Source organism: Dechloromonas sp. H13, assembly GCF_009469615.1.
In the GTDB taxonomy this organism is placed as follows: domain Bacteria; phylum Pseudomonadota; class Gammaproteobacteria; order Burkholderiales; family Rhodocyclaceae; genus Azonexus.
The window spans coordinates 667,355-693,294 of record NZ_SSXX01000002.1 but is presented as its reverse complement, the minus strand read 5'-3'; the positions used below and the strand labels follow the sequence as shown (position 1 = coordinate 693,294).

21 protein-coding genes are annotated in these 25,940 nt (G+C 64.2%); 2 read left to right on the top strand and 19 right to left on the bottom strand.

Annotation, left to right across the window (positions count from 1 at the left end; translation table 11 throughout):
* Window positions 1–30 precede the first annotated feature (30 nt).
* The 9 genes from GH660_RS07945 to hemN all read right to left on the bottom strand — a co-directional run bounded on the left by GH660_RS07945 (window position 31) and on the right by hemN (window position 12,229).
* Window positions 31–2,130 carry a TonB-dependent siderophore receptor gene (locus GH660_RS07945; protein WP_228276403.1) on the bottom strand — a complete coding sequence of 700 codons (2,100 nt, stop codon included), beginning with the start codon at window positions 2,128–2,130 and terminating at the stop codon, window positions 31–33.
* A gap of 351 nt (window positions 2,131–2,481) precedes the next feature.
* On the bottom strand, window positions 2,482–4,074 hold the full coding sequence (locus GH660_RS07940) for a mechanosensitive ion channel family protein (RefSeq protein ID WP_153146095.1): 1,593 nt from the start codon (window positions 4,072–4,074) through the stop codon (window positions 2,482–2,484).
* Between the two features lie 15 nt (window positions 4,075–4,089).
* Window positions 4,090–5,136, bottom strand: a complete 1,047-nt coding sequence (gene selD / locus GH660_RS07935) for a selenide, water dikinase SelD (RefSeq protein ID WP_153146094.1) — start codon at window positions 5,134–5,136, stop codon at window positions 4,090–4,092.
* A gap of 39 nt (window positions 5,137–5,175) precedes the next feature.
* Window positions 5,176–5,382 carry a heavy-metal-associated domain-containing protein gene (locus tag GH660_RS07930; protein ID WP_153146093.1) on the bottom strand — a complete coding sequence of 69 codons (207 nt, stop codon included), beginning with the start codon at window positions 5,380–5,382 and terminating at the stop codon, window positions 5,176–5,178.
* Between the two features lie 3 nt (window positions 5,383–5,385).
* Entirely contained in the window at window positions 5,386–7,398 is a 2,013-nt protein-coding gene (locus tag GH660_RS07925) for a bifunctional diguanylate cyclase/phosphodiesterase (RefSeq protein ID WP_255478798.1), read from the bottom strand.
* 93 nt (window positions 7,399–7,491) lie between these two features.
* Window positions 7,492–9,654, bottom strand: a complete 2,163-nt coding sequence (locus GH660_RS07920) for a cation-translocating P-type ATPase (protein WP_153146091.1) — start codon at window positions 9,652–9,654, stop codon at window positions 7,492–7,494.
* Window positions 9,651–10,082, bottom strand: a complete 432-nt coding sequence (locus GH660_RS07915; RefSeq protein ID WP_228276402.1) for a universal stress protein — start codon at window positions 10,080–10,082, stop codon at window positions 9,651–9,653. The genes GH660_RS07920 and GH660_RS07915 overlap by 4 nt, the downstream gene beginning before the upstream one ends.
* A gap of 9 nt (window positions 10,083–10,091) precedes the next feature.
* Window positions 10,092–10,763, bottom strand: a complete 672-nt coding sequence (locus GH660_RS07910; protein ID WP_153146090.1) for a sulfite exporter TauE/SafE family protein — start codon at window positions 10,761–10,763, stop codon at window positions 10,092–10,094.
* Between the two features lie 71 nt (window positions 10,764–10,834).
* Window positions 10,835–12,229 carry an oxygen-independent coproporphyrinogen III oxidase gene (gene hemN / locus GH660_RS07905; protein WP_153146089.1) on the bottom strand — a complete coding sequence of 465 codons (1,395 nt, stop codon included), beginning with the start codon at window positions 12,227–12,229 and terminating at the stop codon, window positions 10,835–10,837.
* An 85-nt stretch (window positions 12,230–12,314) separates the two neighbouring features.
* Here hemN and fnr point away from each other — a divergent pair, with 85 nt between their 5' ends.
* On the top strand, window positions 12,315–13,055 hold the full coding sequence (gene fnr / locus GH660_RS07900; RefSeq protein WP_153146088.1) for a fumarate/nitrate reduction transcriptional regulator Fnr: 741 nt from the start codon (window positions 12,315–12,317) through the stop codon (window positions 13,053–13,055).
* Window positions 13,056–13,188: 133 nt separating this feature from the next.
* Here fnr and GH660_RS07895 read toward each other — a convergent pair whose 3' ends face one another.
* The 5 genes from GH660_RS07895 to pqqB form a co-directional block, all read right to left on the bottom strand.
* Window positions 13,189–14,427, bottom strand: a complete 1,239-nt coding sequence (locus GH660_RS07895) for a porin (protein ID WP_153146087.1) — start codon at window positions 14,425–14,427, stop codon at window positions 13,189–13,191.
* A 370-nt stretch (window positions 14,428–14,797) separates the two neighbouring features.
* Window positions 14,798–15,070 carry a pyrroloquinoline quinone biosynthesis peptide chaperone PqqD gene (gene pqqD, locus GH660_RS07890; protein WP_153146086.1) on the bottom strand — a complete coding sequence of 91 codons (273 nt, stop codon included), beginning with the start codon at window positions 15,068–15,070 and terminating at the stop codon, window positions 14,798–14,800.
* A 55-nt stretch (window positions 15,071–15,125) separates the two neighbouring features.
* Window positions 15,126–15,200 carry a pyrroloquinoline quinone precursor peptide PqqA gene (gene pqqA, locus GH660_RS18185; RefSeq protein ID WP_084019755.1) on the bottom strand — a complete coding sequence of 25 codons (75 nt, stop codon included), beginning with the start codon at window positions 15,198–15,200 and terminating at the stop codon, window positions 15,126–15,128.
* A gap of 108 nt (window positions 15,201–15,308) precedes the next feature.
* Window positions 15,309–16,052, bottom strand: a complete 744-nt coding sequence (pqqC, locus tag GH660_RS07880; protein ID WP_153146085.1) for a pyrroloquinoline-quinone synthase PqqC — start codon at window positions 16,050–16,052, stop codon at window positions 15,309–15,311.
* Window positions 16,053–16,054: 2 nt separating this feature from the next.
* Complete coding sequence (gene pqqB / locus GH660_RS07875; protein WP_153146084.1) at window positions 16,055–16,981, bottom strand: pyrroloquinoline quinone biosynthesis protein PqqB; 927 nt, start codon at window positions 16,979–16,981, stop codon at window positions 16,055–16,057.
* Window positions 16,982–17,514: 533 nt separating this feature from the next.
* Between pqqB and GH660_RS07870 the strand changes: the two genes are divergently transcribed.
* Window positions 17,515–19,854 carry a tetratricopeptide repeat protein gene (locus GH660_RS07870; protein ID WP_228276401.1) on the top strand — a complete coding sequence of 780 codons (2,340 nt, stop codon included), beginning with the start codon at window positions 17,515–17,517 and terminating at the stop codon, window positions 19,852–19,854.
* A gap of 146 nt (window positions 19,855–20,000) precedes the next feature.
* Here GH660_RS07870 and GH660_RS07865 read toward each other — a convergent pair whose 3' ends face one another.
* The 5 genes from GH660_RS07865 to GH660_RS07845 all read right to left on the bottom strand — a co-directional run bounded on the left by GH660_RS07865 (window position 20,001) and on the right by GH660_RS07845 (window position 25,893).
* Entirely contained in the window at window positions 20,001–22,070 is a 2,070-nt protein-coding gene (locus GH660_RS07865; protein WP_153146082.1) for an autotransporter outer membrane beta-barrel domain-containing protein, read from the bottom strand.
* A 206-nt stretch (window positions 22,071–22,276) separates the two neighbouring features.
* Window positions 22,277–22,792 carry a hypothetical protein gene (locus GH660_RS07860; protein ID WP_153146081.1) on the bottom strand — a complete coding sequence of 172 codons (516 nt, stop codon included), beginning with the start codon at window positions 22,790–22,792 and terminating at the stop codon, window positions 22,277–22,279.
* A 12-nt stretch (window positions 22,793–22,804) separates the two neighbouring features.
* On the bottom strand, window positions 22,805–23,587 hold the full coding sequence (locus GH660_RS07855; protein WP_153146080.1) for a DUF2092 domain-containing protein: 783 nt from the start codon (window positions 23,585–23,587) through the stop codon (window positions 22,805–22,807).
* A gap of 114 nt (window positions 23,588–23,701) precedes the next feature.
* Window positions 23,702–24,871, bottom strand: coding sequence for a hypothetical protein (locus tag GH660_RS07850; RefSeq protein WP_228276400.1), 1,170 nt, complete (start codon window positions 24,869–24,871; stop codon window positions 23,702–23,704).
* A 14-nt stretch (window positions 24,872–24,885) separates the two neighbouring features.
* Entirely contained in the window at window positions 24,886–25,893 is a 1,008-nt protein-coding gene (locus tag GH660_RS07845) for an HAD family phosphatase (protein ID WP_153146079.1), read from the bottom strand.
* Between the last annotated feature and the right edge of the window lie 47 nt (window positions 25,894–25,940).

Genomic DNA, 25,940 nt, shown 5'->3' with positions numbered 1-25,940 from the left:
AGGGCGACGGGGGCTGGGTGGGTGATGCGCCTAGAACTTGTATTCGGCACTCAGGATGGCGCGGAACGGCTGGCCGACGTAGACGAAGCCGCCGTTGTCGTAGATTGCGTCGTAATACAGCTTGTCGAACAGGTTCTGCAGGGTGAGCTTGACGTTGTACTTCGGTTGCTCGTAGGCCACCATGGCGTCCCAGCGCACGTAGCCGGGCGCGACGTTCGGATTGAATGCCGCCGTACCGCCGCCCGCCGGGTTGTAGCCGTAGCGTTCGCTCTTGGCCTCGAAGCCACCGCCGATCCGCCAGCCGTCGAACAGCCGGTAGGTGGTCCACAGGTTGGCTGTCTGCTCGGGCGTGTTGCGCGGGGTCTGGTGCAGGAAATTGCGGTTGGCGCCGGGCGCCACCTCGAGAATCTCGGCGCTCATGAAGGCGACGCCGCCGAATACTTCCCACTTGTCGGTGATGCGCCCGGCGACTTCGAGTTCGACGCCGTTGGTACGCCGCTTCTTGGTCAGGATGGAATATTGCGGCGAGTCGAGGTCGGTGCTGCGCTCCCAGGTCTTTTCGGCGGTGAACAGCGCCGTGCGCAAAGCCAGGTCGCCGTCGAGCAGCAGCCATTTGGCGCCCAGTTCGGCGACGTTGCCGCGCTCCGGCGGGTAGGCGCTGCCGGAAAGCTGGTAGAGGTCGGCGGTCGGGCTGAAGGTGTCGCTGTAGCTCAGATAGTAATGCTGCGTCGCATCCGGCTGCCACGACAGGCCGGTGCGATAGCTCCATTCGCCGAAGTCGCCGGAAAAGGCATTGCTTCTGTTGCCGGTGACCGAAACGTAGTCGGCGCGAATCTCGTCGCGGCGGACGCCGACCAGCAGCTTCCAGTCGCTGACGAACTCCAGCGTGTCCTGCGCGAAGATGGCGTAACTGTTGCCGTTATAGGTATTCGGCGCTCCGGTGAAGTCCCCGGACCGGTACATCGGCCGGGTCGCGGTGCCCTGGTTGCGCAGGGCCCAGCGCTTGCTGTCCTCGTACAGGTATTCGAAGCCGGCAAGGAACTCGTTCTTCATGCCGAAGGCAGTGAAGGTCGTATTGAAATCGCTCTGGAAGGCGACGTTGTCGGTATCGGTCTCGCGCGTCTTGGCCTGCGAGGCCAGGCTGTACTGCGTCGGCGCCCCGCCCTGCGGCGCCACCGCCCAGTACGAGCGCTTGTAGTTGGCGGCGCGCAACACCGTCCGCCACTGGGTGTCGGGCGAAATCCGGTAGAGGTAGTTCAGGGTGGCGATATTGGTGTCGCTGTTGTCGAAATTGCCATTGACCCCCCAGTAGGCGCCGGATTGCGCATAGCTCTCGTTCGGCCGCCGATTCGTGGCGAACGGCACACCATAGTCCGGGCGGTCGCTGGTCATCAGGTAGTAGTAGCTGAGGTTGAGTTCGTGCTCGGTACCCAGCCCGAAGGAAACGCTCGGCGCGAAGCCGGCGCGCTGGATGTTCGGCGTCGTGCCGGACACCGGATTGGAACGCGAACTGTCCTCCTCGCGCGCCATCATGTTGACGCGGATGGCGCTGGTTTCGCCGAAACGCTGGTTGATGTCGGCGTTGAACGCGGCATAGCCATGGGTACCGACACCGACGCCGGCCGAATTGATGCCGTAGAGCATCGGCGTCTTGCTGACCTGATTGATCACGCCACCCGCCTGGCCGCGGCCGAACAGCATGGCGGCGGCGCCGCGCAGCACATCGACCTGTTCCAGGTTGAAGGTTTCGCGGTTGTACTGGGCGGTGTCGCGGATTCCGTCGAGGTAGATGTCGCCGAAGGTGTAGAAGCCGCGCAGCATCATGTTGTCGCCGGAGCGCCCGCCCTCGGCGGCGTTGAACGAGATGCCAGGCACGTTGCGCAAGGCCTCGCGTAGCGTGTTGACGTCCTGGTCGTCCATCAGCGAGCGGGTCACGGTCACGACGGACTGCGGCACATCGTGCGGGTCCTGGACGACCCGGCCGACCCGGGTCCGAGTGGCGCGCAGACCATCCTGCGGCTCGGCGGTGGCGGTCACGGTGACCGGCGACAGGGTCTTTTCCTCCTCGGCGCGAACCGTTTCGGTGGTACCGAGCAGGCTGGCGACGACCATCGCGCCGAGCGGCAACAATTTCCTTTTTTCCGCCGCTCCCCCGGGGGCGGCCGACGTTGAAAGCGCAGGCGCTTTCGCTTTTACCCTCTTGTTCTTCACAGGCATTCCTCAAGCTAGTCAATTGGGGAGGCTGGCTGGCGGAATGGCTGGCTGGCCGAACATGCCGTTCGAGATTCATGGTGACCGCGCAGGCGGCCGCCTGATTGCCAGACGAGGGAAATTCGCCACAGGCAGGCTCAAACAGCTATTTCTGGAACCTTGCTGGCTGGGCGCTGTGGCTGGCTGGTTCATCAATGCAAATGCGAATATATCGCATTTACATTTCAGAAACAACCGTCAGGCGATCGTCGGGATCGCGCGGAAGGAAAATCAGGGTTTCTCGGCAGGTTCGGCGAACCACTGCTCCTTGCCGACGACGACGTTGTTCTTCGGCTGGAGGACAAAATTCGGCGACATGATCTGGACGCCGTAGGTATTGAACTCGTCCTGGATCTGCGAATGCAACTCGGAGAGAATCTGGATGCGCTCCAGCGGGCGGTCGACGTAGGCGTAGATCTCGTATTCGACATAGAAATCCTGCAACGCCTTCTGCATGACGAAGGGCTTGGGCTGGCTACGCAGGCCGGACGTCCGTTCAGCGGCGTTGATCAGCATCGCGTGCACCTGGCGCCACGGCGTGTCGTAGCCGATGGTCACCGTCGTCGAGATCAGTGTACCGCGTTCGCCGGCGGCCCCGGTGAAATTCTTGATCGGGTTATTCACCAAGACCGCGTTGGGGATGGTCACTTCCTCGTTGCGCATGTTGATGATCTTGGTCGACAGGGCACTCATCTCCTTCACGACGCCGGTCACTTCGCCGATGCTGACGAAATCGCCGACCTTGAGCGCCCGCGAATAGATCAGCACCAGGCCGCTCATCAGTTGCGTGACGATGCCGGCCGAACCGAGCGTCAGCATGAAGCCGAACATCACCGACAGGCCCTTGAACGCTTCGCTGTCGGCGACCGGCAGGTAGGGATAGGCGATGGCGATGCCGACCGCCCAGATCAGGACGCCGAGCAGCCGCCGCGTGGCGTGCGCGGTATCCCGGTGCACCCCGGGAATCAGCGAGCGCCCCTGATAGACGTTCTGGAAGACGTTGCCGGCGACATCGTTGGCCGCCTTGGTGATGAACAGGATGACGCCGACGGTCAGCAGTCCGGGCACCGAGGTGACCAGCCCTTCCCCGAATCCCTCCAGCATGTTCACCAGGAAACCGGACAGGCGCTCGGCGAGCGGCTGGGTCAGCGGGAAATTGGCCAGTACATAGGTGAACCACAGGTAGGCGACGGACAGCCAGAGCGTCAACAAAAGAAGTTGCGCGATCCGCTTGACCAGCAGCCAGCCCTGGGCGGCCCAGCGCAGCCGGGTGTCTTCGTTGGCCGACAGGACCTTTTCCTGCAGGCGATCTAGGACCAGCGTGGTGGCCTTGCGGATGCCCCACAGCAGGACAACCATCAGGGCAGTGGCGAGGATGGAGAAGAGCAGTCCGCGGGCGACGACCGGGCCGTGCCCCTGCTCGATCAGCGCCGCGATGGCCTGCTCGAAGCGTTTCCCGACCTGCTGCGAAGTCTCTTCGAGACCCATCTTCTCCTCGGGATCGAGGTCGCCCTCGTAGAGAACGAAGATATTCCGTTCGCCGATCGAATAGACGACGCCCTTCTGGCCCTCGATGGTCAGGTGCGAACGCGTGATCGGCTTCGAGAGCTCATTCTCGTCGAGTTGCCGGAGCCGTTCGTGGATGCGCCTGACGCGGAGTTCCGGCGACCCGCCCAGCGCCGTCATGCGCAAGGTCGCGATGTCGCGGTTGGCGATGGTCAGGACCGCTTCCGGCGCCGCCGCCTCCTTCGCCAGCAAGGGCCACGGCGCCAGGATGACGGCCAGCAGCATCATGCAGCGCAACATCCGGTGGATCGTGTTCATGACCCCCTCCCCGTTTCAGGAAACCACAATGGCCGGTTCGCCCTCGACAATCTCGCCGATCACCGAAACATGCGAAAAACCCTGCTGCAGGAAGATCGAGAGGACTTCCGTGACCGTATCCGGCGTGCACGACACCAGCAGGCCGCCGGAGGTCTGCGGGTCGGTCAGCAACGCCCGTTCGTTGTCGCCCAGCCCGGCGGCCAGCTGCACCGCTTCTCCGTAGCCGGCCCAGTTGCGTCCCGAAGCCCCGGTCACATAGCCGGCATCGGCGAACTCCAGGGCGCGGCCGAGCAACGGCAGGGCCGAGAATTCGACATTGGCCCGCACCCCGCTGCCCTTGCACACTTCCATGAGGTGGCCGAGCAGGCCGAAACCGGTGACGTCGGTCACCGCATGCACGCCGTCCAGGCAGGCCAGCACCGGCCCGGGGGTATTGAGCTGGGTGGTGTTGGCGATCATGTTCTCGTAGTCGCTCTCGCTCAGCTTTTCCTTCTTCAGCGCCGCGCTATAGACGCCAACGCCGAGCGGCTTGCCGAGGATCAGGCGGTCGCCGGGCCGGGCTCCGGCGTTGCGCTTGAGGTGCGCCGGATTGACCAGGCCGATGGCGACCAAGCCGTAGATCGGCTCGACCGAGTCGATGGTGTGGCCGCCGGCAATCGGAATGCTCGCCGCCCGGCACACCGCTTCGCCGCCCTCGAGGATCCTGCCGATGGTGTCGAGCGGCAGGACGCTGACCGGCATGCCGACCAGCGCCAGCGCGAAGAGCGGCGTGCCGCCCATGGCATAGACGTCGGAAATCGCATTGGTCGCAGCGATGCGCCCGAAATCGTAGGGATCGTCGACGATGGGCATGAAAAAATCCGTCGTCGCGACAATGGCCTGGTGCTCGTTGATCTGGTACACCGCCGCATCGTCGCTGGTTTCGGTGCCGACCAGCAGTTGCGGCGGGATGATGCCCGGCCTGACGCCGGCCAGCAGCTTCTGCAGCACGCCGGGGGCGAGCTTGCAGCCGCAGCCGCCGCCATGGGAGAGCCCGGTGAGTTTTATCTTTTCTTCGGACACGGCTGTTCTCTCGGTTTGTTGCCTGTAGCGCAGTTTAACTCACTCGGCATCGAAGCCCGCATCCTCGATCGCCGCAACCAGCGCGCTGCGCGCGACCGCCTGCGGATCGTAGGCAACCCTGGCCTCGCCCGCCTCGAGCGAAACCTCGGCGCTCGCCACGCCGGCGATGCCGGTCAGCACGCCGGTGATGTTCTTGACGCAGCCCTGGCAGCTCATGCCGCCGACCTTGATGACGCTGGTTTCCATGTTCTATCCCTTGTTGGCCAATCCGTATTTCCGGAGGAACGCGACGAACTGCTCGGGCGGCAGCGGGCGGCTGAAATGGTAGCCCTGCACCAGCTCGCAGCCCATGCTGCGCAGAATCGCATACTGTTCTTTCGTCTCGACCCCCTCGGCCAGCACCTTGAGGCGCAGGCCGCGGCCCATGCTGAGGATGGTCGAGGCGATCGCCCGGTCGTCCGGATCGACTTCCAGGTCACGGACGAAGGAGCGGTCGATCTTGAGCTTGCCGACCGGGAAGCGCTTCAGATAGGCGAGCGACGAATAGCCGGTGCCAAAATCGTCGACCGCCAGCTCGACGCCCATGTTGTTGAGCGCCGACAGCGTGCTCAGGGTCTGTTCGGCATCCTGCATCACGGTGCGCTCGGTCAGTTCCAGCTCCAGGAAACGTGCCTCCAGCCCCGAGGCAGCGAGCGCGTTGGCCACCGTGTCGACGAAGCCCGGCTGGCGAAACTGGATCGGCGAAACGTTGACAGCGACGATCAGCGGCGGCAGGCCGGCATCCTGCCAGGCGCGCACCTGGCGGCAGGCCTCGCGCAGCACCCAGTCGCCGATCGGGTTGATCAGGCCGATGTCCTCGGCGACATGGATGAACTGATCCGGCGGCACCAGCCCGATCTCGGGATTCTGCCAGCGAATCAGTGCCTCGACGCCGATGATGCCGCCGCTCTCGACATGGACCAGCGGCTGGTAATGCAGGATGAATTCGCGGGCGCCCAGCCCGCGGCGCAGGCCGCTCTCCATCAGCAGGTGCTTGAGCGTCGCCACGTTCATTTCGCTCGAATAGAAGCGGAAGGCGTTGCGCCCCGCCTCCTTGGCCTTGTACATGGCGGCATCGGCGTTGCGCAGCAGAGCCTCGAAATCCTTGCCGTCGACCGGATAGAGGCTGATGCCGAGCGATGGTGTGATCGTCAGGTCGTGGCCGCCGACCGCGAAGGGCGCGGCGCAGACGTCGAGCAGGCGGCAGGCGACCTCGGCCGCCGCCGAGGCCCGGATGCCGGGCAAGGCGATGATGAACTCGTCGCCGCCGAGGCGGGCCAGGGTATCGACCTTGCGCACCACCGTCGACAAGCGCTGCGCGACCGCGCACAGCAGTTCGTCGCCGACGCTGTGGCCAAGCGAATCGTTGACCCGCTTGAAGTGGTCGAGATCGAGGAAGATCAGCGCCAGCTCCGAGCCATCGCGTTCGGCCGCGGCCAGCAGCTGGGTGAAGCGGTCGCTGAGCAGGCGGCGGTTCGGCAGGCCAGTCAACGGGTCGAAATCGGCCAGTTCGCGGGCGCGCCGCTCGGCATCCTTCTGCGCCGTGATGTCGAGCAGCGTGCCGACCGACGCCGGCCGCCCGTCGTAGCTTGCCGGGGAGCCGAGGATCATGACCGGAAACTCGCTGCCGTCCTTGCGCACTGCCGTCAGTTCGTAGGGCTTGCCGGGCGCGCCGGCTTCCCGCTGCCGCATCTGCTCGCGCACCATGTCGCGCTGCTCGGGGACGATCAGGTCGAGCGGCCCGAGGCGGTCGATCAGTTCCTCTTCCGCATAGCCGAAAATTCCGACCAGATAGGGATTCACGTAGCGGAACAGGCCGTCCTGGAGGACGAAGATCCCGACCTGCGCAGCCTCCATGGTCGACCGGAACTGCGCTTCCCTTTCATGCATCGCAGCCTCGGCCAGCACCTGCTCGCTGACGTCCACGACGACCCCGAAGGCGACCAGCGGCCGACCCTCGGCATCGACCTCGAGCATCATCGAATCGTGGCAATGCCGCGTCCGGCCGTCGGCGCCGACCAGCCGATAGTGGACGACCAGCGACGCGCGCTGGCCGGGGCGACCGGCGGCGACCTCGGCGATGCGGGCCAACACCCCCTCGTAGTCGCCCGGCAGCATGTGGCGGCCGACGAGTTCCATGCCGGCACTGCGCACCGTGTCCAGTTCGAGCCCGAACAGGGTCGTCGCGGCGCCCGAGATGTACTCGAAACGCCCCGTTACCAGATTCAGGCGATAGACGACACGCGCGATGCTCTCGAGCAGGTCCTCGTAGAACGACAGTTTTTCGTTTTCTTGCAGACAACCCCCTCGATACGGCTAGCGGGCTTGCGGGCGCCAGCGCTTGAGCAACAGGGAATTCGACACCACCGATACCGAACTCATGGCCATCGCCGCGCCGGCGACGACCGGGTTGAGCATGCCGAAGGCGGCCAGCGGAATCCCCAGGACATTATAAATAAAGGCAAAGAAGAGGTTCTGCCGAATCTTGCCGAGCGTCGCCCGCGACAGGTCGATGGCATCGTCGACGCCGCACAGGTCGCTGCGGATCAGCGTCAGGTCGGCGGCCTCGACCGCCGCGTCGGAACCGGCGCCGATGGCGAAGCTGACGTCGGCGGCGGCCAGGGCCGGCGCATCGTTGATCCCGTCGCCGACCATCGCCACCAGGCCGCCGGATTTCAGTTCGGCGATCGCCGCCGCCTTGTCGCCGGGCAGGATGCCGGCGCGGAATTCGTCGATACCCGCTTCATGGGCGATCGCCGCCGCCGTCGCCGCGTTGTCGCCGGTCAGCATGACGACACGGATGCCGCGCGCGCGTAGCCGTTCGATGGCGACGCGCGAGGTCGGCCGCAGGGCATCGGCGATCGCCAGCAGGGCCAGCGCCACGCCTCCTGCGTCGAGCACGACGACGGTCTTGCCCTGCCGCTGCAGGCCCAGCACCGCCGGATCGTCGGCCATCCCCAGCCACTCGGGCGCCCCCAGGCGCAGCGCCCGCCCGGCGATCTCGCCGGCCACGCCAGCCCCCGGCGTCGCACTGAAATTAACCACTTTCGGCAGGTCGACCGCAGCAGCCCGCGCCAGCACGGCGCGCGCCAGCGGATGCTCCGAGCCCTGCTCGAGTGCCGCCGCAAGGCGCAGCGCCTCGTCGGCATCGGCCGCCAGCGGCACGATGTCGGTCACCTGCGGCTCGCCGCGGGTCAGCGTGCCGGTCTTGTCGAGGGCCAGCACGGCGATTTTTTCCGCTCGTTCCAGCGCCTCGACGTTCTTGACCAGAATCCCGGCCCGCGCGCCCTGCCCGGTGCCGACCATGATCGCCGTCGGCGTCGCCAGCCCGAGGGCGCACGGGCAGGCGATGACCAGCACGGCGACGGCATTGACCAGCGCCTCGGCAAAAGCGCCGGAATGCCACCACCAGCCGGCGAAGGTCGCCAGCGCGATGACGCACACCACCGGCACGAAGACGGCGGAAATCCGGTCGGCCAGCCGCTGCACCGGCGCCTTCGAGCCCTGCGCCTCGCCGACCAGGCGGATGATGCCGGCGAGCAGGGTCTGCTCGCCGACGCCGGTCGCCCGGCAGCGCAGCGCCCCCTGGCCATTGGCGGTTGCCGCGAACACCTGGTCGCCCGGCGCCTTGGCGACCGGCATGCTCTCGCCGGTCAGCATCGCCTCGTTGACGCTGGAGCTCCCGTCCACCACCTCGCCATCGACCGGCACGCTCTCGCCGGGACGGACCATGAAGATGTCGCCCGGCATCAGGACATCGACGGGAATCTCGACCCACTGCCCGTCGCGCTCGATGCGCGCCGTCTTCGGCTGCAGGCGGATCAGCGATTCGATCGCCTCCGAAGTGCGCGCCTTGGCCCGCGCCTCGAGCAGCTTGCCGAGCAGGACCAGGGTGATGACCGCCGCGCCGGCCTCGAAATAGACGTGCTGGGCGAGTCCGAACAGCGTCACCGCCGCCGAAAAGCCCCAGGCCATGCTGGTGCCGAGCGCCACCAGCACGTCCATGTTGGCACCGCCGCCGCGCAGCGCCTTCCAGGCGCCATCGTAGAAACGCCAGCCGATCCAGAACTGGACCGGCGTCGCCAGCGCCAGCTGCAGCCAGCGCGGCAATTCGGCATGGTGCTGCGCGCTGCCGAACATGAACAGCATCTGCCCGACCAGCGGCAGGGTCAGGGCCACGGCGATCCAGAAACGGCGGATTTCCCGCCGGTAGTCGGCCGCCCGGCGCGCCTTCTCGCGCGCCCGCGTGTCCTTGTCGACGAGGCTGGCGGCGAAGCCGGCGCGCGCCACCGCGGCGATCACCGCGCCCTCGTCGGCCTCTCCCGCGAGCCGCACGCGCGCGCGCTCGGCCGCCAGGTTGACGTTGGCCTGCATGCCCGGCTGCCGGTTCAACACCTTCTCCAGGCGCGCCGAGCAGGCCGCGCAGGTCATGCCGGCGATGGCGAACTCGACGACGCGGCTGCCGGCGGCTTCGCTCATTTGACCAGCAGCACCGGGCACGGCGCCAGATGCAGGACGCGGCTGGCGACCGACCCCATGACCAGGCCGGCGATCCCGCCGCGCCCGTGGCTACCCATGACGACGAGGTCGCACGCCAGTTCCCCGGCCATTTTGGCGATCACCTCGGCGGCCTGCCCGACGTGGATATGGGTGGTATGGAAACGCCCCGCAGCATCGAGCTTCTGCTGGGCCTCCTGGAGATGCGCGCGGCTCTCCTCCATGTAATGGGCGTGCAGCGTTTCCTTGCCGACATGGGCCAGCGCGCGGCCGATCGGAATCGGCGGTTGCACGTGCAGCAGATGGATTTCCGGCACCTCGCGGAACCAGGAAACATGGCCGATCAGGTGGTCGACCGCACGCAGTGCGCAGGGCGAACCATCGACCGCCAGCAGGATTTTCATCGTCATCGCTTTCTCCTAGATCCAGTGCAGCAAACGCATCAGACCGAGCAGCCCGTAGAGGCCGAAACCCAGCACCAGCAGGCCGGAGGCGATGCGCACCGCCGGCCGCCGCACGAACGCGTTGAGCCTTGCCAGCAGGATGCCCGCCAGCAACAGATTTGGCAACGTGCCAAGCCCGAAGGCCAGCATCAGCAAGGCGCCGCGCCCGGGCGCGCCGGCGCTCAGGGCAGTGGCCAGCGCGCTGTAGACCAGCCCGCAGGGCAGCCAGCCCCACAGCAGGCCGAGCGGGAACGCCTGGCCGACCGTCCGGGCCGGCAGAAAGCGCCGGGTCAGCGGCTGAATCACCCGCCACAGGTGCTGGCCGGCCCGCTCGGTGAACGCCAGTGCGCGCGTCACCCCGAGCAGGTAGAGGCCGAGCGCGACCAGCATCAGATTGGCCAGCAGGTAGAGGCCAATGCGCACCGGCGCCTGCCCGTCGAGTGCCAGGCTGGCGGCGCCGAGCGCCCCGGCCAGCGCGCCGGCGGCGGCGTAGGAGGCAATGCGGCCGGCATTGTAGGCGAGGTGCATCGACCAGCGGGCGGGCGCCCCGAGCGACAGCGCGCCGACGATGCCGCCGCACATGCCGACGCAATGCGTACCGCCCAGCAATCCGACGAGGAACAGGGCGAAATAGGCGGAATCTGGCATCTGCAACGGTGAACGGCAACTCGGGCGAAAACGCGCAGTTTACCCTGCCCGCCTCGCCCGATGCACGCGGATCAGATCACCTTCGAGTAGCGTGTCCGCTGGCGATCGGCGCGCAGATAGCGATCGAACACCATCGAGATGATGCGCACCAGCATGCGTCCCGGGGGCAGGACGGTAATCCACTCGCGTTCGACCTTGACCAGCCCGGCGTGTTCCATTTCCCTGAGATCGTCGAGTTCGGCGGCGAAATACTTGTGGAAGTCGATCAGGTGGGCGCTTTCGATCGATTCGATGGACAGCTCGAAATGACACATCAACGCCTGGATGATCGAACGGCGCAGGATGTCGTCGGCGGTCAGCTCGATGCCACGGAACACCGGCAGCATGTGGGCGTCGAGCCGGTCGTAGTACTCGTCCAGGGTCTTGACGTTCTGACTGTAGGTCGGCCCGACCTTGCCGATCGACGAGATGCCGAAGGACAGCATGTCGCAGTCGGCATAGGTCGAGTAACCCTGGAAGTTGCGGTGCAGGCGCCCCTGGCGCTGGGCGACCGCGAGTTCGTCGTCGGGCTTGGCGAAATGGTCCATGCCGATGAAGACGTAGCCGGCCTCGGTCAGCTTGCGAATGGCGAGCGCTAGGATCTGCAGCTTGGCGTCGGCCGACGGCAGGTCCGGCTCGGCGATGCGCCGCTGCGGCTTGAACAGGCTGGGCAGGTGCGCGTAGTTGTAGATCGACAGGCGGTCGGGGTCCATCGCCAGCACGCGCTCCAGCGTCCGGTTGAAGCCCATCACCGTCTGGTGCGGCAGGCCGTAGATCAGGTCGACGGAAACCGACTTGAAGCCGTTGGCGCGCGCCGCATCGATCACGTTGGCGGTTTCTTCCTCGCTCTGGATGCGGTTAACGGCCTGCTGGACGCGTTCATCGAAATCCTGGACGCCGACGCTCATGCGGTTGAAACCGAGTTCGCCGAGCAGCGCCACGGTTTCCCGATCCACCTTGCGCGGGTCGACCTCGATCGAGTATTCGCCGCCGTCGAGCAGCTTGAAATGCTTGCGCGTGACACCCATCAACTGGCGCATCTCGTCGTGCGACAGGAAGGTTGGCGTGCCGCCACCCCAGTGCAGCTGGATCACCTCGTGATTGCCATCGAGGTATTCGCTCTGCAGCGCGACTTCCTTGGCCAGGTATTTCAGGTACTTGGCGCTGCGCCCGTGATCCTTGGTGATGATCTTGTTACAGGCGCAGTAGTAGCAAATGGTGTTACAGAACGGGATGTGGAAGTATAATGAGAGCGGTCGGCTGATGCCGCCGATGTTGCGCTTGCCCAGCCACAGCTTGGCCGCCTCCGAATCGAACGCTTCGACGAAGCGGTCGGCGGTAGGATAGGACGTGTAGCGAGGGCCGTTTACGTCGAAACGGCGAATGATCTGAGGATCGAATACGAGGTTTTCAGTTGCAAAATTCATTAAACATACCACCAAGATTAGGTCGGATTATGTTCGGATGCGGCAACATTTCGGTTGACCTGGATCAAGCTTACACGGGTTCCTGATGCCTCCCCAATCTGCCACCAGCACGATCTCCCTCTCGGTCATCAAGACCGCCTGTTCGAACTGCAATCTGCGCGAATTGTGCCTGCCGTTCGGACTCAGTCTGGATGAACTCGAACGGCTCGACGATCTCGTTTCGACCCGGCGACGGCTCAAGCGCGGCGAGCACCTGTACCGTTCGGGCATGCCCTTCGATGCCATCTACGCGATCCGCAGCGGTTTCTTCAAGACCGACGTGCTGCTGGAGGATGGGCGCGAGCAGGTCACCGGCTTCCAGATGGCCGGCGAACTGCTGGGCCTCGACGGCATCAGCAGCGAACACCACACCTGCAACGCGGTCGCCCTCGAGGACAGCGAGATCTGCGCGATTCCCTTCTCGCGGCTGGAAAGCCTGTCGCGGGAAATCCACACCCTGCAGCACCATTTCCACAAGGTCATGAGCCGCGAGATCGTCCGCGACCACGGCGTGATGATGCTGCTCGGCACGATGCGTGCCGAGGAGCGCCTCGCCGCCTTCCTGCTCAACCTGTCGCAGCGCTTCACGGCGCGCGGCTTCTCGCATGCCGAGTTCTACCTGCGCATGACGCGCGAGGAAATCGGCAGCTACCTCGGCCTCAAGCTGGAAACCGTTTCGCGCGCCTTTTCCAAGTTCCAGGAAGAAGGCTTCATCGCCGTCCAGCAGAAACACATCCGGATTCTCGACGTAAACGGGCTGAAAGCCCTGATGAACCACCGCGCCTGAGCGCCGTCGCCCGGCACCGGCGGGTCCACTCGCTGCCGCGGGGAATCTCCAAAAAACAGGGGGCGCCCCGCAGGGCGCCCGAGGCCGATGCGCGGAAGGTTTCCGGCGCATCGGGCAATGACCGGCGCGTCGATCAGAAGAAAATGATGCCGCCCAGGGAAAGCGAGCGATTGTTGTTGTCGTAATTGCTGTCGCTCACGTTGTGGATCTTTTCCTGGTTGTATTCGCCGACCAGGGTAATGAACTTGTTCAGCGAATGGTAGACGCCAACGGTATAGGCCTTGTTGGTGATTTCGTTGAGCGGACTTTGCATGCCCGGCCCGCCGGTGATGCCGACGAAGCCGTTCTTGTCCTTGTTTTCGCCGTAGTTCACGCCGACCTTGGTTGCCCCGAATTTGTAGGTGCCCTGCAGGAAATACCCGACGGAATCCGTCTTGTTGCCATTGCCATCGCTTCCGTTGTAGAACTGGGCGCCGACGGTGGACAAGCCGAGGCCGTTCCCGCCGAAGCCGTAGGCGACCGCTTCGAAATTGCCATAGCCGACCTTGGCGCCGATTTCGTAGCCGCTCGCGGTGAAGGACTCGACGGCACAGGGGTTCATGGAACAGCTGGTGGTCTGGCTGACGCCGCCGACCCACAGCTTGCCGGTGGTGCCCGAGGCTTTCCAGTCGTAGCTGCCCACTGCCTGGAAACCGGGCGCCACGGTCTGGTCGCCGGCGAAGCTGCTTGGCTGGAAGATGCCGGCGGACGCCTGGAAGCCGGACAGCGTCGGGGTCGTATAGGTGATCTGCGGCTGGAAGCCGGTGTACATGTAGCCGTGGCCGATCATGCCGAAGGTCGTGTTGTAGGGGATGCCGGCGTTCGTGGTGCCGCCGACGCCGATCAGGGTCATGTCGGAAAGGATGATGTTCGAGGCGAACAGGCCGATATCGCGGCCGAATTTCAGCGTGCCCCAGTTGTTGTTGCCGAACTGGAAATAAGCGTTGCGCGTGTCGATCTGGCTGAAGGGGTCGGTCGTGCCGGCGCCGCCGGCGTTGTTGCCGATCGGCAGGCCGATAACCTGGGAATTGCTGTTGATGCCCGGCGCGAAGCTGATGTGCGCCTTGATGTCCTGCTCGTTGACCGTGGTCGTGACCACGAAGTTGATCCAGCCCGGCAGGGTGCCGTTAGTCAGTTCGCTGTTTTTGGTGGTCGTGCTGGCACCGGTGGCCAGGTTGGTGGACTCGGCGTTGCGGAACACGTAATAGCCATTGACGGTACCGTTGATGTCGAGCGTGACGTCGTTGTGCGTGAAGCTGACGGCCTGGCTGGCGGTGCTGGCGCAGGCCAGCATGGCGAGAACCAGCGGACGAACGGACAGGTTATGCTGCATGAAATGTCTCCAGAAATTTTGTGAGTGAACCCTGCCGACCGGATCCCGATCCGGCCGGACTTCCCCCGCTGCCACCACATCGGATGGCATCGCGTCCCAAGGATTGCGAAGCCCGTGCCAACCCTCCGGGAAAACCCCGGGATAGTGCGCAACGCGCCGTTCAGCGGCCTTTTCCAGCACTTTTGGGAATCTTCCACCGGGGAAAAACTGCGGCGTCGCGCCGTTCAGTTTTTTGGCACCTGAAGCACCGGTGACTCAAAACGCAACAGGAAAAAGCCGTTGCCGGAACGAAAAAAAGCCCGGCGAACCGGGCTTTGGCAGTGATGCCCGGTCGGCACCGGGCGTATTCGGATTCAAGGCGGTCGGCGCTTCAGGCCGGACGCAACCAGCCCCTGGCACAGGCCATGTCGAGGAAGGCATGGGTATCGCCGGCGATGGCTTCAGGCTGGCCGGGAAAGGTGGCATTGAGGTCGGCGATGATGGCTTCCGCCGTGCGCTCGCCGTCGCAGCGCTTGAGGATTTCGGCGGCGGCCGGATTGAGTTTGATCAGGCCTTCCGGGTAGAGCAGGATGTGGGCATCCTGGCTGGCTTCCCAGCGGAAGACGAAGTGCGGGCTGAGCCGCGGGCGTTCGGTGTTCGTCATGTCGAGACTCCGGGCGTGGGCGGCGGCCGCAGCCGCAGCCGCCGCCGCTGGCCGCTTAACGCACGTAGACGTAGGCGGTGACTTCGAAGCCGAGGCGGATTTCGCAGTAAGCCGGGGTTTGCCAGTTCATCGTGTGTCTCCTTGGTGATTGGAGCGGCACCCTGCCGCTCCTGTTTCGATTATCCGCAAAGCCTGTGCCAGGCGCCCCCGGGCGATCGCCAAAAGCGCCTCGCGAAAATCATGAGACCTTGCTCATCTGCGTGTAGGCGCCCCAGCCGTCGATGTGGACCGGGCAATGCGCGAGCAGCATGGCGTCGAGCATCGACCACAGCAGGTCGAGCTTGAACTGCAGGATGGCGAGTGCCCGTTCCTGCAGCTCGCGCGTGTTGAAATGGCCGAGCGTGATGCGCAGGCCGTTGACCACATCGCGCGGCGCTTCGGTCAGGCGGCGGCGAAAATAGTTGTAGCCCTCGGCCTCGATCCACGGGTAATGCGTCGGCCAGTGGTCGAGGCGAGATTTGTGGATGGTCGGCGCGAACAGCTCGGTCAGCGACGAAGCGGCGGCCTCCTGCCACGGCACACGGCGGGCGAAATTGATGTAGGCATCGACGGCGAAGCGCACGCCGGGCAGCACCAGACGCTGCGAGACGATGTCCTCGCGCGACAGGCCGACCGCCTCGCCGAGGCGGATCCACGCCTCGATGCCGCCCTCCTCGCCGCCGTAGCCGTCATGGTCGAGGATGCGCTGCACCCAGTGGCGGCGCACCTCGCGGTCCGGGCAGTTGGCCATGATCGCCGCGTCCTTGATCGGGATGCTGATCTGGTAGTAATAGCGGTTGGCGACCCAGGCCTGGATCTGTTCGCGGGTGCACTTGCCCTCGTGCATCATCACCTGGAAGGGATGGTGGATGTGGTAGCTGCCGCTGCGCGCCCGCAGCTGCGCCTCGAACTCTACTGCGGTCCACGCCTGCAAATCGTTCATTTTCATTTCCTGTCTCCGTCGTCGATCAGCATCCCGTCGAAAGCGACCTCGATGCCGGCGCGGGCCAGTTCGGCGCGCTCCGGCGAGTCCTCGTCGAGGATAGGGTTGGTGTTGTTGATGTGGATCAGCACCTTGCGCGGCTTCGCGTAGCGGCCGAGCAAGGCGATCATGCCGGCCGGCCCGGATTGCGGCAGATGGCCGATTTCGCGGGCAGCCTTGGTCGAGATGCCAAGACTGATCATCTCGTCGTCGGTCCAGAACGTCCCGTCGAGCAGCACGCAGTCGGCATCGTCCAGGTAAGGCTCCAGATGCGGCTCCATCGCCCCGAAGCCGGGCGCGTAGAACACCTTGCGACCGGTCGCCGCATCCTCGATCAGCACGCCGATGTTGTCGCCGGGATGCGGGTCGTGGCGGTGCGGCGAATACGGCGGCGCCTTGCTGGTCAGCGGCACCGGCGTCAAGCGCAGCCCCGCCGCCCCGGGAATGGAAAATGGCGACGGGGGAACGACCGAAACCGGCTGCCAGCGCACCGTGCAAAAATGCGAGAGCACATTGAAAACCGGGTTGCCGGTCGTCAGGTCTTCATGGACCTGCGGCGTGCACCAGACATCGAGCGGCCTGCCCTCGCGCAACATGAAGAGGCCGGTGGTGTGGTCGATCTGCGCATCGATCAGGACGACGCCGACAATGCCCGTGTCGCGCAGGCCACGGCCCGGCTGCAGCGCCGGGTTGGCGCGAATCTGCGTCAGGATGTCGGGCGAGGCGTTGAACAGCACCCAGTCGGTGCCGTTGGCACTGACCGCGATCGACGACTGGGTACGCGGCGTGGCCCGCACGCTGCCGTCGCGCACCCCGGCGCAATTACGGCAGTTGCAGTTCCACTGCGGGAAGCCGCCACCGGCGGCAGAACCAAGGACAAGTATTTTCATGGCCCCAGTCTGCCCGGGAAATCTCCGCCTGCCGTGCAGGAAACGGCCAAATTGGCCTCATGGTTTTCTGGAGATGGTGGAAAAAGGTCTTTGCCGTTTTTGGGCAGTGGACCGCAGCAGTCGGGCAATTCTGGCTTGCCGGTGCGTGGTGGTTTGGTTATGGGTGGTTACTGCGTGCCACAAGACGCGCTCGCCATCTCGATGCCTCAGCGGCGGATTTCTGAACGGAGCGGTCCTGCAGGACGTAGACTGACTGATAACCTCTCGGCCATATCGGACGGTAGGCCACCGCGCCAATCAGCTCCGCTTTGCGCTGGTTGGAGGAGACGAATGGAAAGCCGCGCTAATTCGACTTACTATGCCGCTCGGGGCGTGCATCCCTTTGCCAAAACAATAATCCCGTTTAAAAGAAAATCGAATACGCCCGCCCACCGCTAGAAGCGCACAAGATGACCCGAAGATCAAAACCCAAGAGCTCGCCCGCCGTGCTGCCGACAAACCGCGAGGGTTCGAGGCCGCGAGCCAGGCGCTACGTGGTTGCCGGTCTGGTGCTCGCCACCTTGATTGCCGGCGTCACGCTGTTTTTCGTTTCTTCGTCCCCGGTGCCGGACCCTGCCTCCTCCCCATCGCCTGGACCAGCTGTCACCTCCAACACTGCGCCAGGTGCCGCCTCAGCCACCCACGTCGGCGCCGAAACCTGCAAGACCTGCCACGAGAGCGAATTCAAGGCGTGGTCGGGTTCACATCACCAACTGGCGATGCAGGAAGCGACGGCGACCAGCGTGCTCGGCGACTTCGCCAACGCGAAGTTCAGGAAGGATGGCGTCGAGTCCACGTTCTTCAAACGCGGCGACAGGTTCATGGTGCGTACCGACGGCCCGGACGGAAAACTGACCGACTACGAAGTCACCTACACCTTCGGCCTCTATCCACTGCAACAGTATCTGATCCCATTCCCGGGCGGACGTTACCAGGCGCTGCCGATCGCCTGGGACGCCCGCCCGAAAAGCGAAGGCGGCCAGCGCTGGTTCCATCTTTATCCCAAACAGAAGACGGACTACACGGACTCTCTGCACTGGACGGGCGTCTATCACAACTGGGCGCTGCAGTGCGCCGAGTGCCATTCGACCAATCTGCGCAAGGGTTATGACGCGGCCAGCCAGACCTACAAGACGACCTTCAGCGAAATCAACGTCGCCTGCGAAACCTGTCATGGTCCGGCTTCCACTCACGTCGACTGGGCCAAACAGGCCAAGCCGCCGTATGGCGCCAGGGCCGACAAGGGTCTGCCCTCGCTGCAAAGCCGCTGGAAGGAAGCGTGGACATTCCCGAACGAGCAGGCGCGATTCGCGGTGCGCGACAAGCCGGCAGCGCCAGCCGGCATGAACAGCTGTGCTGCCTGCCACGCCCGCCGCTCAACCCTTAGTGAAGACCGGACGCCCGGTGCGCCGCTGGAAGACAGCCATCGCCTGGCAATGCTCACCGCGCCCAACTACCATGCCGACGGCCAGCAGCGCGAAGAGGTCTATGTCTGGGGCTCGTTCCTGCAAAGCAAAATGCACCAGAACGGCGTCACCTGCATGGATTGCCACGAGCCGCACAGCCAGAAGCTGCGCGCCGAAGGCAATGCCCTGTGCACCCGTTGCCATGCCGCCACCGAGTTCGATGTGCCGAAACACCATCACCATACAGCTGGCGGCAAGGGGGCGCAGTGCGTCACCTGCCACATGCCGACACAGAACTACATGGTGATCCATGCCCGGCAGGATCACAGCCTGCGCATCCCGCGCCCCGATCTCTCCATGAAGTTGGGCAGTCCCAACGCCTGTACCCAGTGCCACACCGACAAGAAGCCGCAATGGGCAGCCAGCGCCATGGATCAGTGGTATGGCAAAAGCTGGCGCGAGCGCCCGCACTACGGCAACACTCTTCATGCCGGCGAAACCCAGGGCGTGCGCGCCTTGCCCGGCCTGCTCGAACTCGCCGCCAGCCCGACGGCGCCGGCAATCGTCCGGGCGACGGCAGCGACACTGGCCCAGCCCCATGCCAATCCCGATAGCCTGCCGGCGGTGCGCGCCCTGTTGCAGGATGCCGACCCCTCGGTGCGCATCGCCGCGCTGGGCATGATCGCCAGGGCTGACCCGGCCAACCGGGTGCTCAGTGGCGCGCCGCTACTCGCCGACCCGGTGCGCGGCGTGCGCATCGAAGCGGCGCGCCTCCTCGCCGACATACCGGATACCCAGATCCCGGAGGGAAAGCGCGCCGCCCGTGCCGCCGCCCTGCTGGAATATGAAAATGCCCTGGCGCTGGAGGCCGACTGGCCCTCGGGCCAGGTCAACCTTGGCAATCTGCGCCTGCAGCAGGGACGCGGCGACGAGGCGATCGCCGCGTTCGAGCGTGCCATCGCGCTCGACACGGGCTTTCCCGGGGCCTATGTCAATCTTGCCGACGCCTTGCGCCAGCTCGGGCGCGAACCGGATGCGGAAAAGGTATTGCGCCAGGGCCTGGCGGCGCTGCCGCGCGATGCCGACCTGCACCATTCGCTCGGGCTGCTGTTGACGCGCAAGGGCGACAAGATGGCGGCGCTGAACGAATTCGTCGAAGCGGCGAAGCTGGCCCCGGATAACGCGCGTTATGCCTACGTCCATGCCATCGCCGTCGATTCCGCGGGCAAGCGCGAGCAGGCGCTGACCCTGCTGCGCAGCGCCAACAAGCGACACCCCAACGATCTCGATATCCTTAGTGCGCTACTGTCGATAAGCCGTGAAACCGGCGACCGGCGAGCCGCACTTGTCTACGCGAAGCAACTCGCGGAGATGGTGCCGGGCAACCCCGGTCTGAACCGGCTGATTGCCGAGCTGGAAGCGAAATAGGACGCCGCGGAACGCTGTCTCAATCCCGGTTGACCATCGGGAGAGCGACGGTTTCCGCCATCTGCCCCTATCGAGAGTTAGCGCAAAACACGTCGCAAATGCCGGTATGGCGCCCCGCACTCAGCATATTGTCTTGCGGCCCGTGTTCAGAACGAATGCGATAGAAAGAGCCGCAAGTCCCAGATTGCCAGATCATTAGTGCCCAGACTCAAGTAACTGGCGGCGAATTCGATGAGGGTTGTCCTGTCGACCAGAGATCGTACGCCTAGTCGCGTCATTCCGCTCCAGGGGCTGGAATCCTGGTACGCTAGATCGCCGTCGAGGTAGCGGCCTGAATCCGGACGCTCGAAGTCATAGGCAATGCCAAGCTCGGCATACGGCATGACTGCCGATCCATTGTCGAATCGGTACAGCCTGTTGATCTCGACGGAGGATTCGAGTGTTCCGAAGTCGTAACTGTTTTTAGGCATCCTCAACGTAATTGGCGTGCCCAGAATACTGCCGCCCAGATTGTAGGCATCGGCGTTGTTGTGCATGTATGACAGCGTGAATTTTGGCCGCACGAAGGCTGAACCGAGGGGGTATTGACCTTGGGCATTGAGCGTGGCGGAGTAGCGCTGCACTTCGTAACTGCCATTCAGCGAAAGTATCCGGTTGTCGATGTTGGATTGGCCGAGTCCCAATGCGCCGTAAAGTGACCATTGCGGAGACACCTGATAAGCCATGTAGGGGCTGATCATGAAGCCATCCGAATCGCTGGTCATAACACCCTGGAAACCCTTGCTGGAAGATGTTTCCAGCGACAACTGCAAGCCGGCCACCAGATCGCTGGCGACCCGGCGATCGGCGCCCATGACTATCACGCCAGCGTTTCCAGTCGTATCGAGCCCGTTGCGATGGTCGCTGGTGCTGGTGTAGTGGGTATCGACCCATGTGTTCCATAGCGTGTCTTCGACCAGGTCACGGCCTGCGGTAATGGGTACTCCAGCAGCAGATTCGCTGGCGGCCTGGGGATCCTGCTGTTCGTGAGAATGGCAACCGGACCTTGGGTCTGAATCACTTCCGCCAAGTTCACTCGGCCGCATTTCCGAACAGGGAAGAACCGTCGGCGGCGGGGTGTAACCGTCCACTGCGGTCAACGCAATATTCCCGGTCATTTTTTCGCCAGAAGGCGGCAGCGTACCGATCGGCGGGGTGACACCGCCCGGCAGGCTTGGAGTAATTTCCGTTGGGGGAAGCGTGGCGATCGGCGGCGTCACTCCACCCGGCAGGGTCGGCTTAACACCCGACGGCGGCAGCGTACCGATCGGTGGCGTGACAACACCCGGGATGGTGGGCATAACACCCGATGGCGGTAGCGTACCGATCGGCGGCGTGACCCCACCCGGTAAGGTGGGCATAACACCCGACGGCGGCAATGTGCCGATCGGTGGCGTCACACCACCCGGCAGAGTTGGCTTAACGCCCGATGGCGGCAGCGTGGCGATCGGCGGGGTGACCCCGCCCGGCAAGGCGGGCATCACACCGGACGGCGGCAGCGTACCGATCGGCGGAGTGACTCCACCCGGCAGGGTCGGCATCACACCGGACGGCGGCAGCGTGCCGATTGGCGGTGTGACCCCACCCGGCAGAGTTGGCTTAACGCCCGATGGCGGCAGCGTGGCGATCGGCGGGGTGACCCCGCCCGGCAAGGCGGGCATCACACCCGATGGCGGTAGCGTACCGATCGGCGGCGTCACACCACCCGGCAAGGTTGGCTTAATGCCCGACGGTGGCAGCGTACCGATGGGTGGCCGGACCGAGCCCGGCGGACGAACTACCGGGGGAAATACAAAGCCACCCTGCTGGTTTTGGGTGTCCAGCAGACAGCCATTGCCGCCAGTGTCCTCGTAGAGTTTGTGCGTACCACCATTGCCGTTGGAAACCACCGGTGAAATTGACACACGCAACCCGCGCCGGCCTTTGCTCCACGCGTCCACCGCCTGGTTTCCCTGCGCCGCCTCCAGCCTGAAGGCTCCCGCCGAGGTGCCGGAAATCCAGACTGAGCGGGTTGAATCGGTCGTCGTCCCCAGGTATCGCAAGTTACCTGCCGCGCCACATTGCGCTGCCCCTGCCGTAGCCGGCAAACCGGAGAGCGCAAGCGCTGCCATCGATAGCTTCAACGCAAACAGCGGACGCGGAGCCAACAAGCAATGCGTCAGTTTTCTATTTCTCATTTGTTCCAAACCTTACCCCTTGCCCTGGACTCAAGCCAGGGTTCATATGATTTTCACTCTGCCCGCCTGATGCCACTCATTCGAACATCATCAGAGGTTGGCAAATACCGGACTACGTTATCTTGTTGATTGTGATTGTGTAGATAGACGGGCCGACAAAATTAGGGAAATGGAGGCCGGCAGCGCCGGCCTCGCGAGAATGACTGTCAGTAAGGCGGATTGATCACGATGTACTGCGATCCCTGCGGCTGATACCAGGTATTGCCGCACTGCTGATAGATCATGCCGCCGTAGTTGACCGGGACGCATCCGGCCGGCACGGTGCGCACCATCGAACCGATGACTGCGGAAGTCACGGCAACCGTTGCGGTCACCGCCGCCGCTGTTGCCACCGGATGATAGTCGTTGTCCCAGCCGCCGCGGTTGTTATCAACATTGACATTGACGTTCCGATTGGCATTGATATTCGTATTCCGGTTATTTACGTTGTTCACGCTGGTGTTGCGCACGTTGTTGGCACGTACGTCACGATTGCTGTTGTTGATTTGCCGGTTGCCACCACCACCAGCATGAGCGCCACCGCCCCCACCGGCACGCGCACCGCCCCCACCACCGTGACCACCGCCGCCGCGACCGGCTTCAGCGACTGGCGCCAGCGCAAAGCTGGCCAGAACGAGAGCCGTCAGGGGGGCCAGGAAGAATTTGTTGAATGATTTTTTCATGTTGGCGCTCCTTTACTTCTGAACCAGTGGGCGAATTTCGACCGCAGTCGCGCCCTTGGGTGGCGTGAACTTGAAGACCCCGTCCTTGAACGTCGGCTTCAGGTTCCAGTCGATCAGTTGGAGCGACTGCGGGCGGGCCTCGTCATTGCGATTGGTGATCACAAGCTTGCGCGGCAACGGCTTGTCGCCGGTGGTGATCCAGATCTGCCAGTCGAAATTGCCTTGGCGGAAGGCGTAGTGGTCGCAAAGATCCTTGCCGACGAAGTCCTGACCGGCATTCATTGCCGATTCGATTTTGTCGAACGATGCCGCCGGCGTGCCCCAGATGAACATGTCGGCCAGCGGCACTTCCACGCCATAGCGGTCTTCCAGCCTCTTGACCAGTTCGCCAAGATTTCCGGAATACTCGACGGTCGAGTAGTACTTCTGCGCCGGTGTATAGAGGGTAGCCGTCTTGCCGTCGTAGATCAGCTCGCGTTCGGCGCGGGCGCTCCAAATCCGGGCGTGCAGACGGTTCGGACGCTCGGCGTCCATGTCCGCCGTTGCCGTGTGCTGCAGCTTCTGACCATCGGCGAGAACCCGCTCGCCGGTCAGTTCGGTGGATACCTGGAAGCGCTTGAGGGTCTGCAGATGCGCGCCCATGTTCTTGAGGGCCTGGATCGATGCCGGATCGACTGCATTTTCCACTGCCTGTGCCGTAGCGGGTGCGGCAGCCGGTGGCGCCGTCTGTGCATATATAGCGGGCGCTGCAAGCGACATCGCCAGCAGGCTGAGCACCAGTTTCTTACGTACCATGGTTATCTCCTGGGTTGGGAAAACATACTGAGCGGCACTTTGCGCAAGTGCCAGAGGGGGAAATTCAGAGCATGTGGATCAAAAACGCCGGTGTATTTCGCTAAGCATCTTCGTTCATACCAGCGCCTTGAGTAATTTCAGGATAATGTCTTTGAGCGGGATTTGCAGCGCAGCGGCAACCAGCATGGGCAACGCAATCGGCAACACGATTGCAAGCATTGCACGCATGCCGATCGGTGCCAGGCGCATGGCCTTGACCGCGCCATAGATGGCTGCGGTATCGGCGACCGGCCCGATTTCGGCGGCTTCGAGCAGTGTCGGATCGGCCACCGGCTCGCCCAGTATCCAGCGCCGGTGCACCATGCGCCCGTGCTCGCCGACCAGCGCGGCGTAGGCCGGGCGTGCCCGCTGCTTGGTGGCCAACAATGCGGGCGCCAGCATCAGCAGGGGTAACAGGCACAGGAATGCGCTGATGACCACAAAGGCAATGGCTGGCAGCTTCAGCGCCTGCAGCGTGACCTCGTGATAGACAATGTCGTGCGCCCAGTGCGCGGAGAGTACCGCCGACAGCGCCAGGCTCACTGGCGCAAAAGCCGCTGGCAGCGCCTGCACGAAGTCGAGTCCGCCGGCGCGGTCGGGGTGCGTGGGAACCAGCGCGAGATCGAGCCGCCCGATACGCGCGAACAAAATCACAACCAGCAGCAGCCGCCACAGCCAGGCCAGCAACAGCGCCACGAAGATCGGTCGCGAGACATAGGCAACCCACCAGCCACCGAAGCCGAGCTGGCCATTGCCGTCAAGCGCCCACGACAGCGCGTCGGTGTGCGCCTCGGGCGTATCCGTGATCGTCCACGCGAGCACCAGGCCAAGCAGCAGCGCCCACGGCAGTGTAGTGTCGCGTAAGCGCCGCATGTCCTGCAGAACACGTTCGAAGGGTGCGCGTGCTGCCGTGCCGATGATGCCCGACTCGGTGAACTGCCTGACGATCTGCATCAAGCCCTTATGTACCGTCGCTTCGGCAATAACCAGCAGGACGACCGCAAGCAGGAAGCGCGCGTGAATCCCGAAGTGCTGCAACAGCGACTCGCCCGGCGCGCCCTCCCAGAGCCGATGGTTGAGCGCCGCCCAGATCACCGGCACCAACCAGGCCAGCCCAGCCAGAAGCATGGCGCGGCGCATGACGCCCAGGCCGTTGGCAGGCGCCAGTCCGAGCTTGCGCTGCCAGCGCAGGGGCGGCTCGTTGTCGATGGGCGAGAAAGAGTGCTCGGCGGAGTCGGTCGTCATGCCGGATGGGTGGTTCATTGCCTTGTTGACACCCCGAAGACCGTCTTCCAGTCGCTCTTCATATCGACAACCGTCCAGCCGCGCGCTTGCGCTTCGTCGAGCGCCTTGTCGAGCTTGCCGATGTGCGACTTGCGGTCGTAAGCCCATTCGCGTTCGGCATCGGTATGGTGGACGATGAGCGCGAAGCGCGGCCCGGTGCCGGCAGTCGTCCATTGCAGCATCTGCAGATCGCCGTCGGAATTGCCGAAGGCGGCGATCGGTCGACGCCCGATGTGCTGGTTGATGGCGACCGGTTTGCCGCCCTTGTCGTCGATGAAGTTGATTTCCGGCAAGCGCACCAGCACCGGCTTGCCGTCGCGGATTTCATATTTTGTCTTGATGCTGCTGCCAATGACCTGTTCCGGCGGCACGCCATAAACCTTCTCCGTCCATGGACGCATGAACTCGATGCCGCCGCCGGAGACGATGTAGGTCTTGAAGCCGTTGGCGCGCAGGTAGGCGAGCAGTTCGCGCATGGGCCGATAGACCAGCTCGGTAATCGGCCGCCCCGTCTTCGGGTGCTTTGCCGTGGCAATCCAATCCTTGACGATCTGCTCGAATTCCGCCGTGCTCATGCCTGCGTGCGTGGCCATGACCATTTCCAGCAGAGCCTTCTCGCCGCCCGCCAGCGCCGCTTTCATGTCGCCCTTGAGCACCGACGCGAACGGCTCTTGCGTTGTCCACTCCGGATGCTGCGGGGCCAGCGCCTTGACGCGGTCGACGACGAAAAAGGCCTGAAAATACATCGGTTGCTCGGCCCACAGCGTCCCGTCATTGTCGAAGGTGGCGATGCGTTCGGGCACCGGCACATAGTCGGGGGAGCCTTCTTGCGTCACCTTCCCGACAAACTCGACGATGGCACGTCGCGACGTGGTGTCGTTCCAGGATGGCAGCGGGTCCGCACCCGAGACCGGGGCCGCAAAGGCAATTGCTGCCGCTGCGCTCAGCAAAACAGCGGCCATCCTGCCCAATGTTTTCTTCATGGAAACCCCGTATTTCAATGCAAAACGGGGCGCCGTCAATCATGACG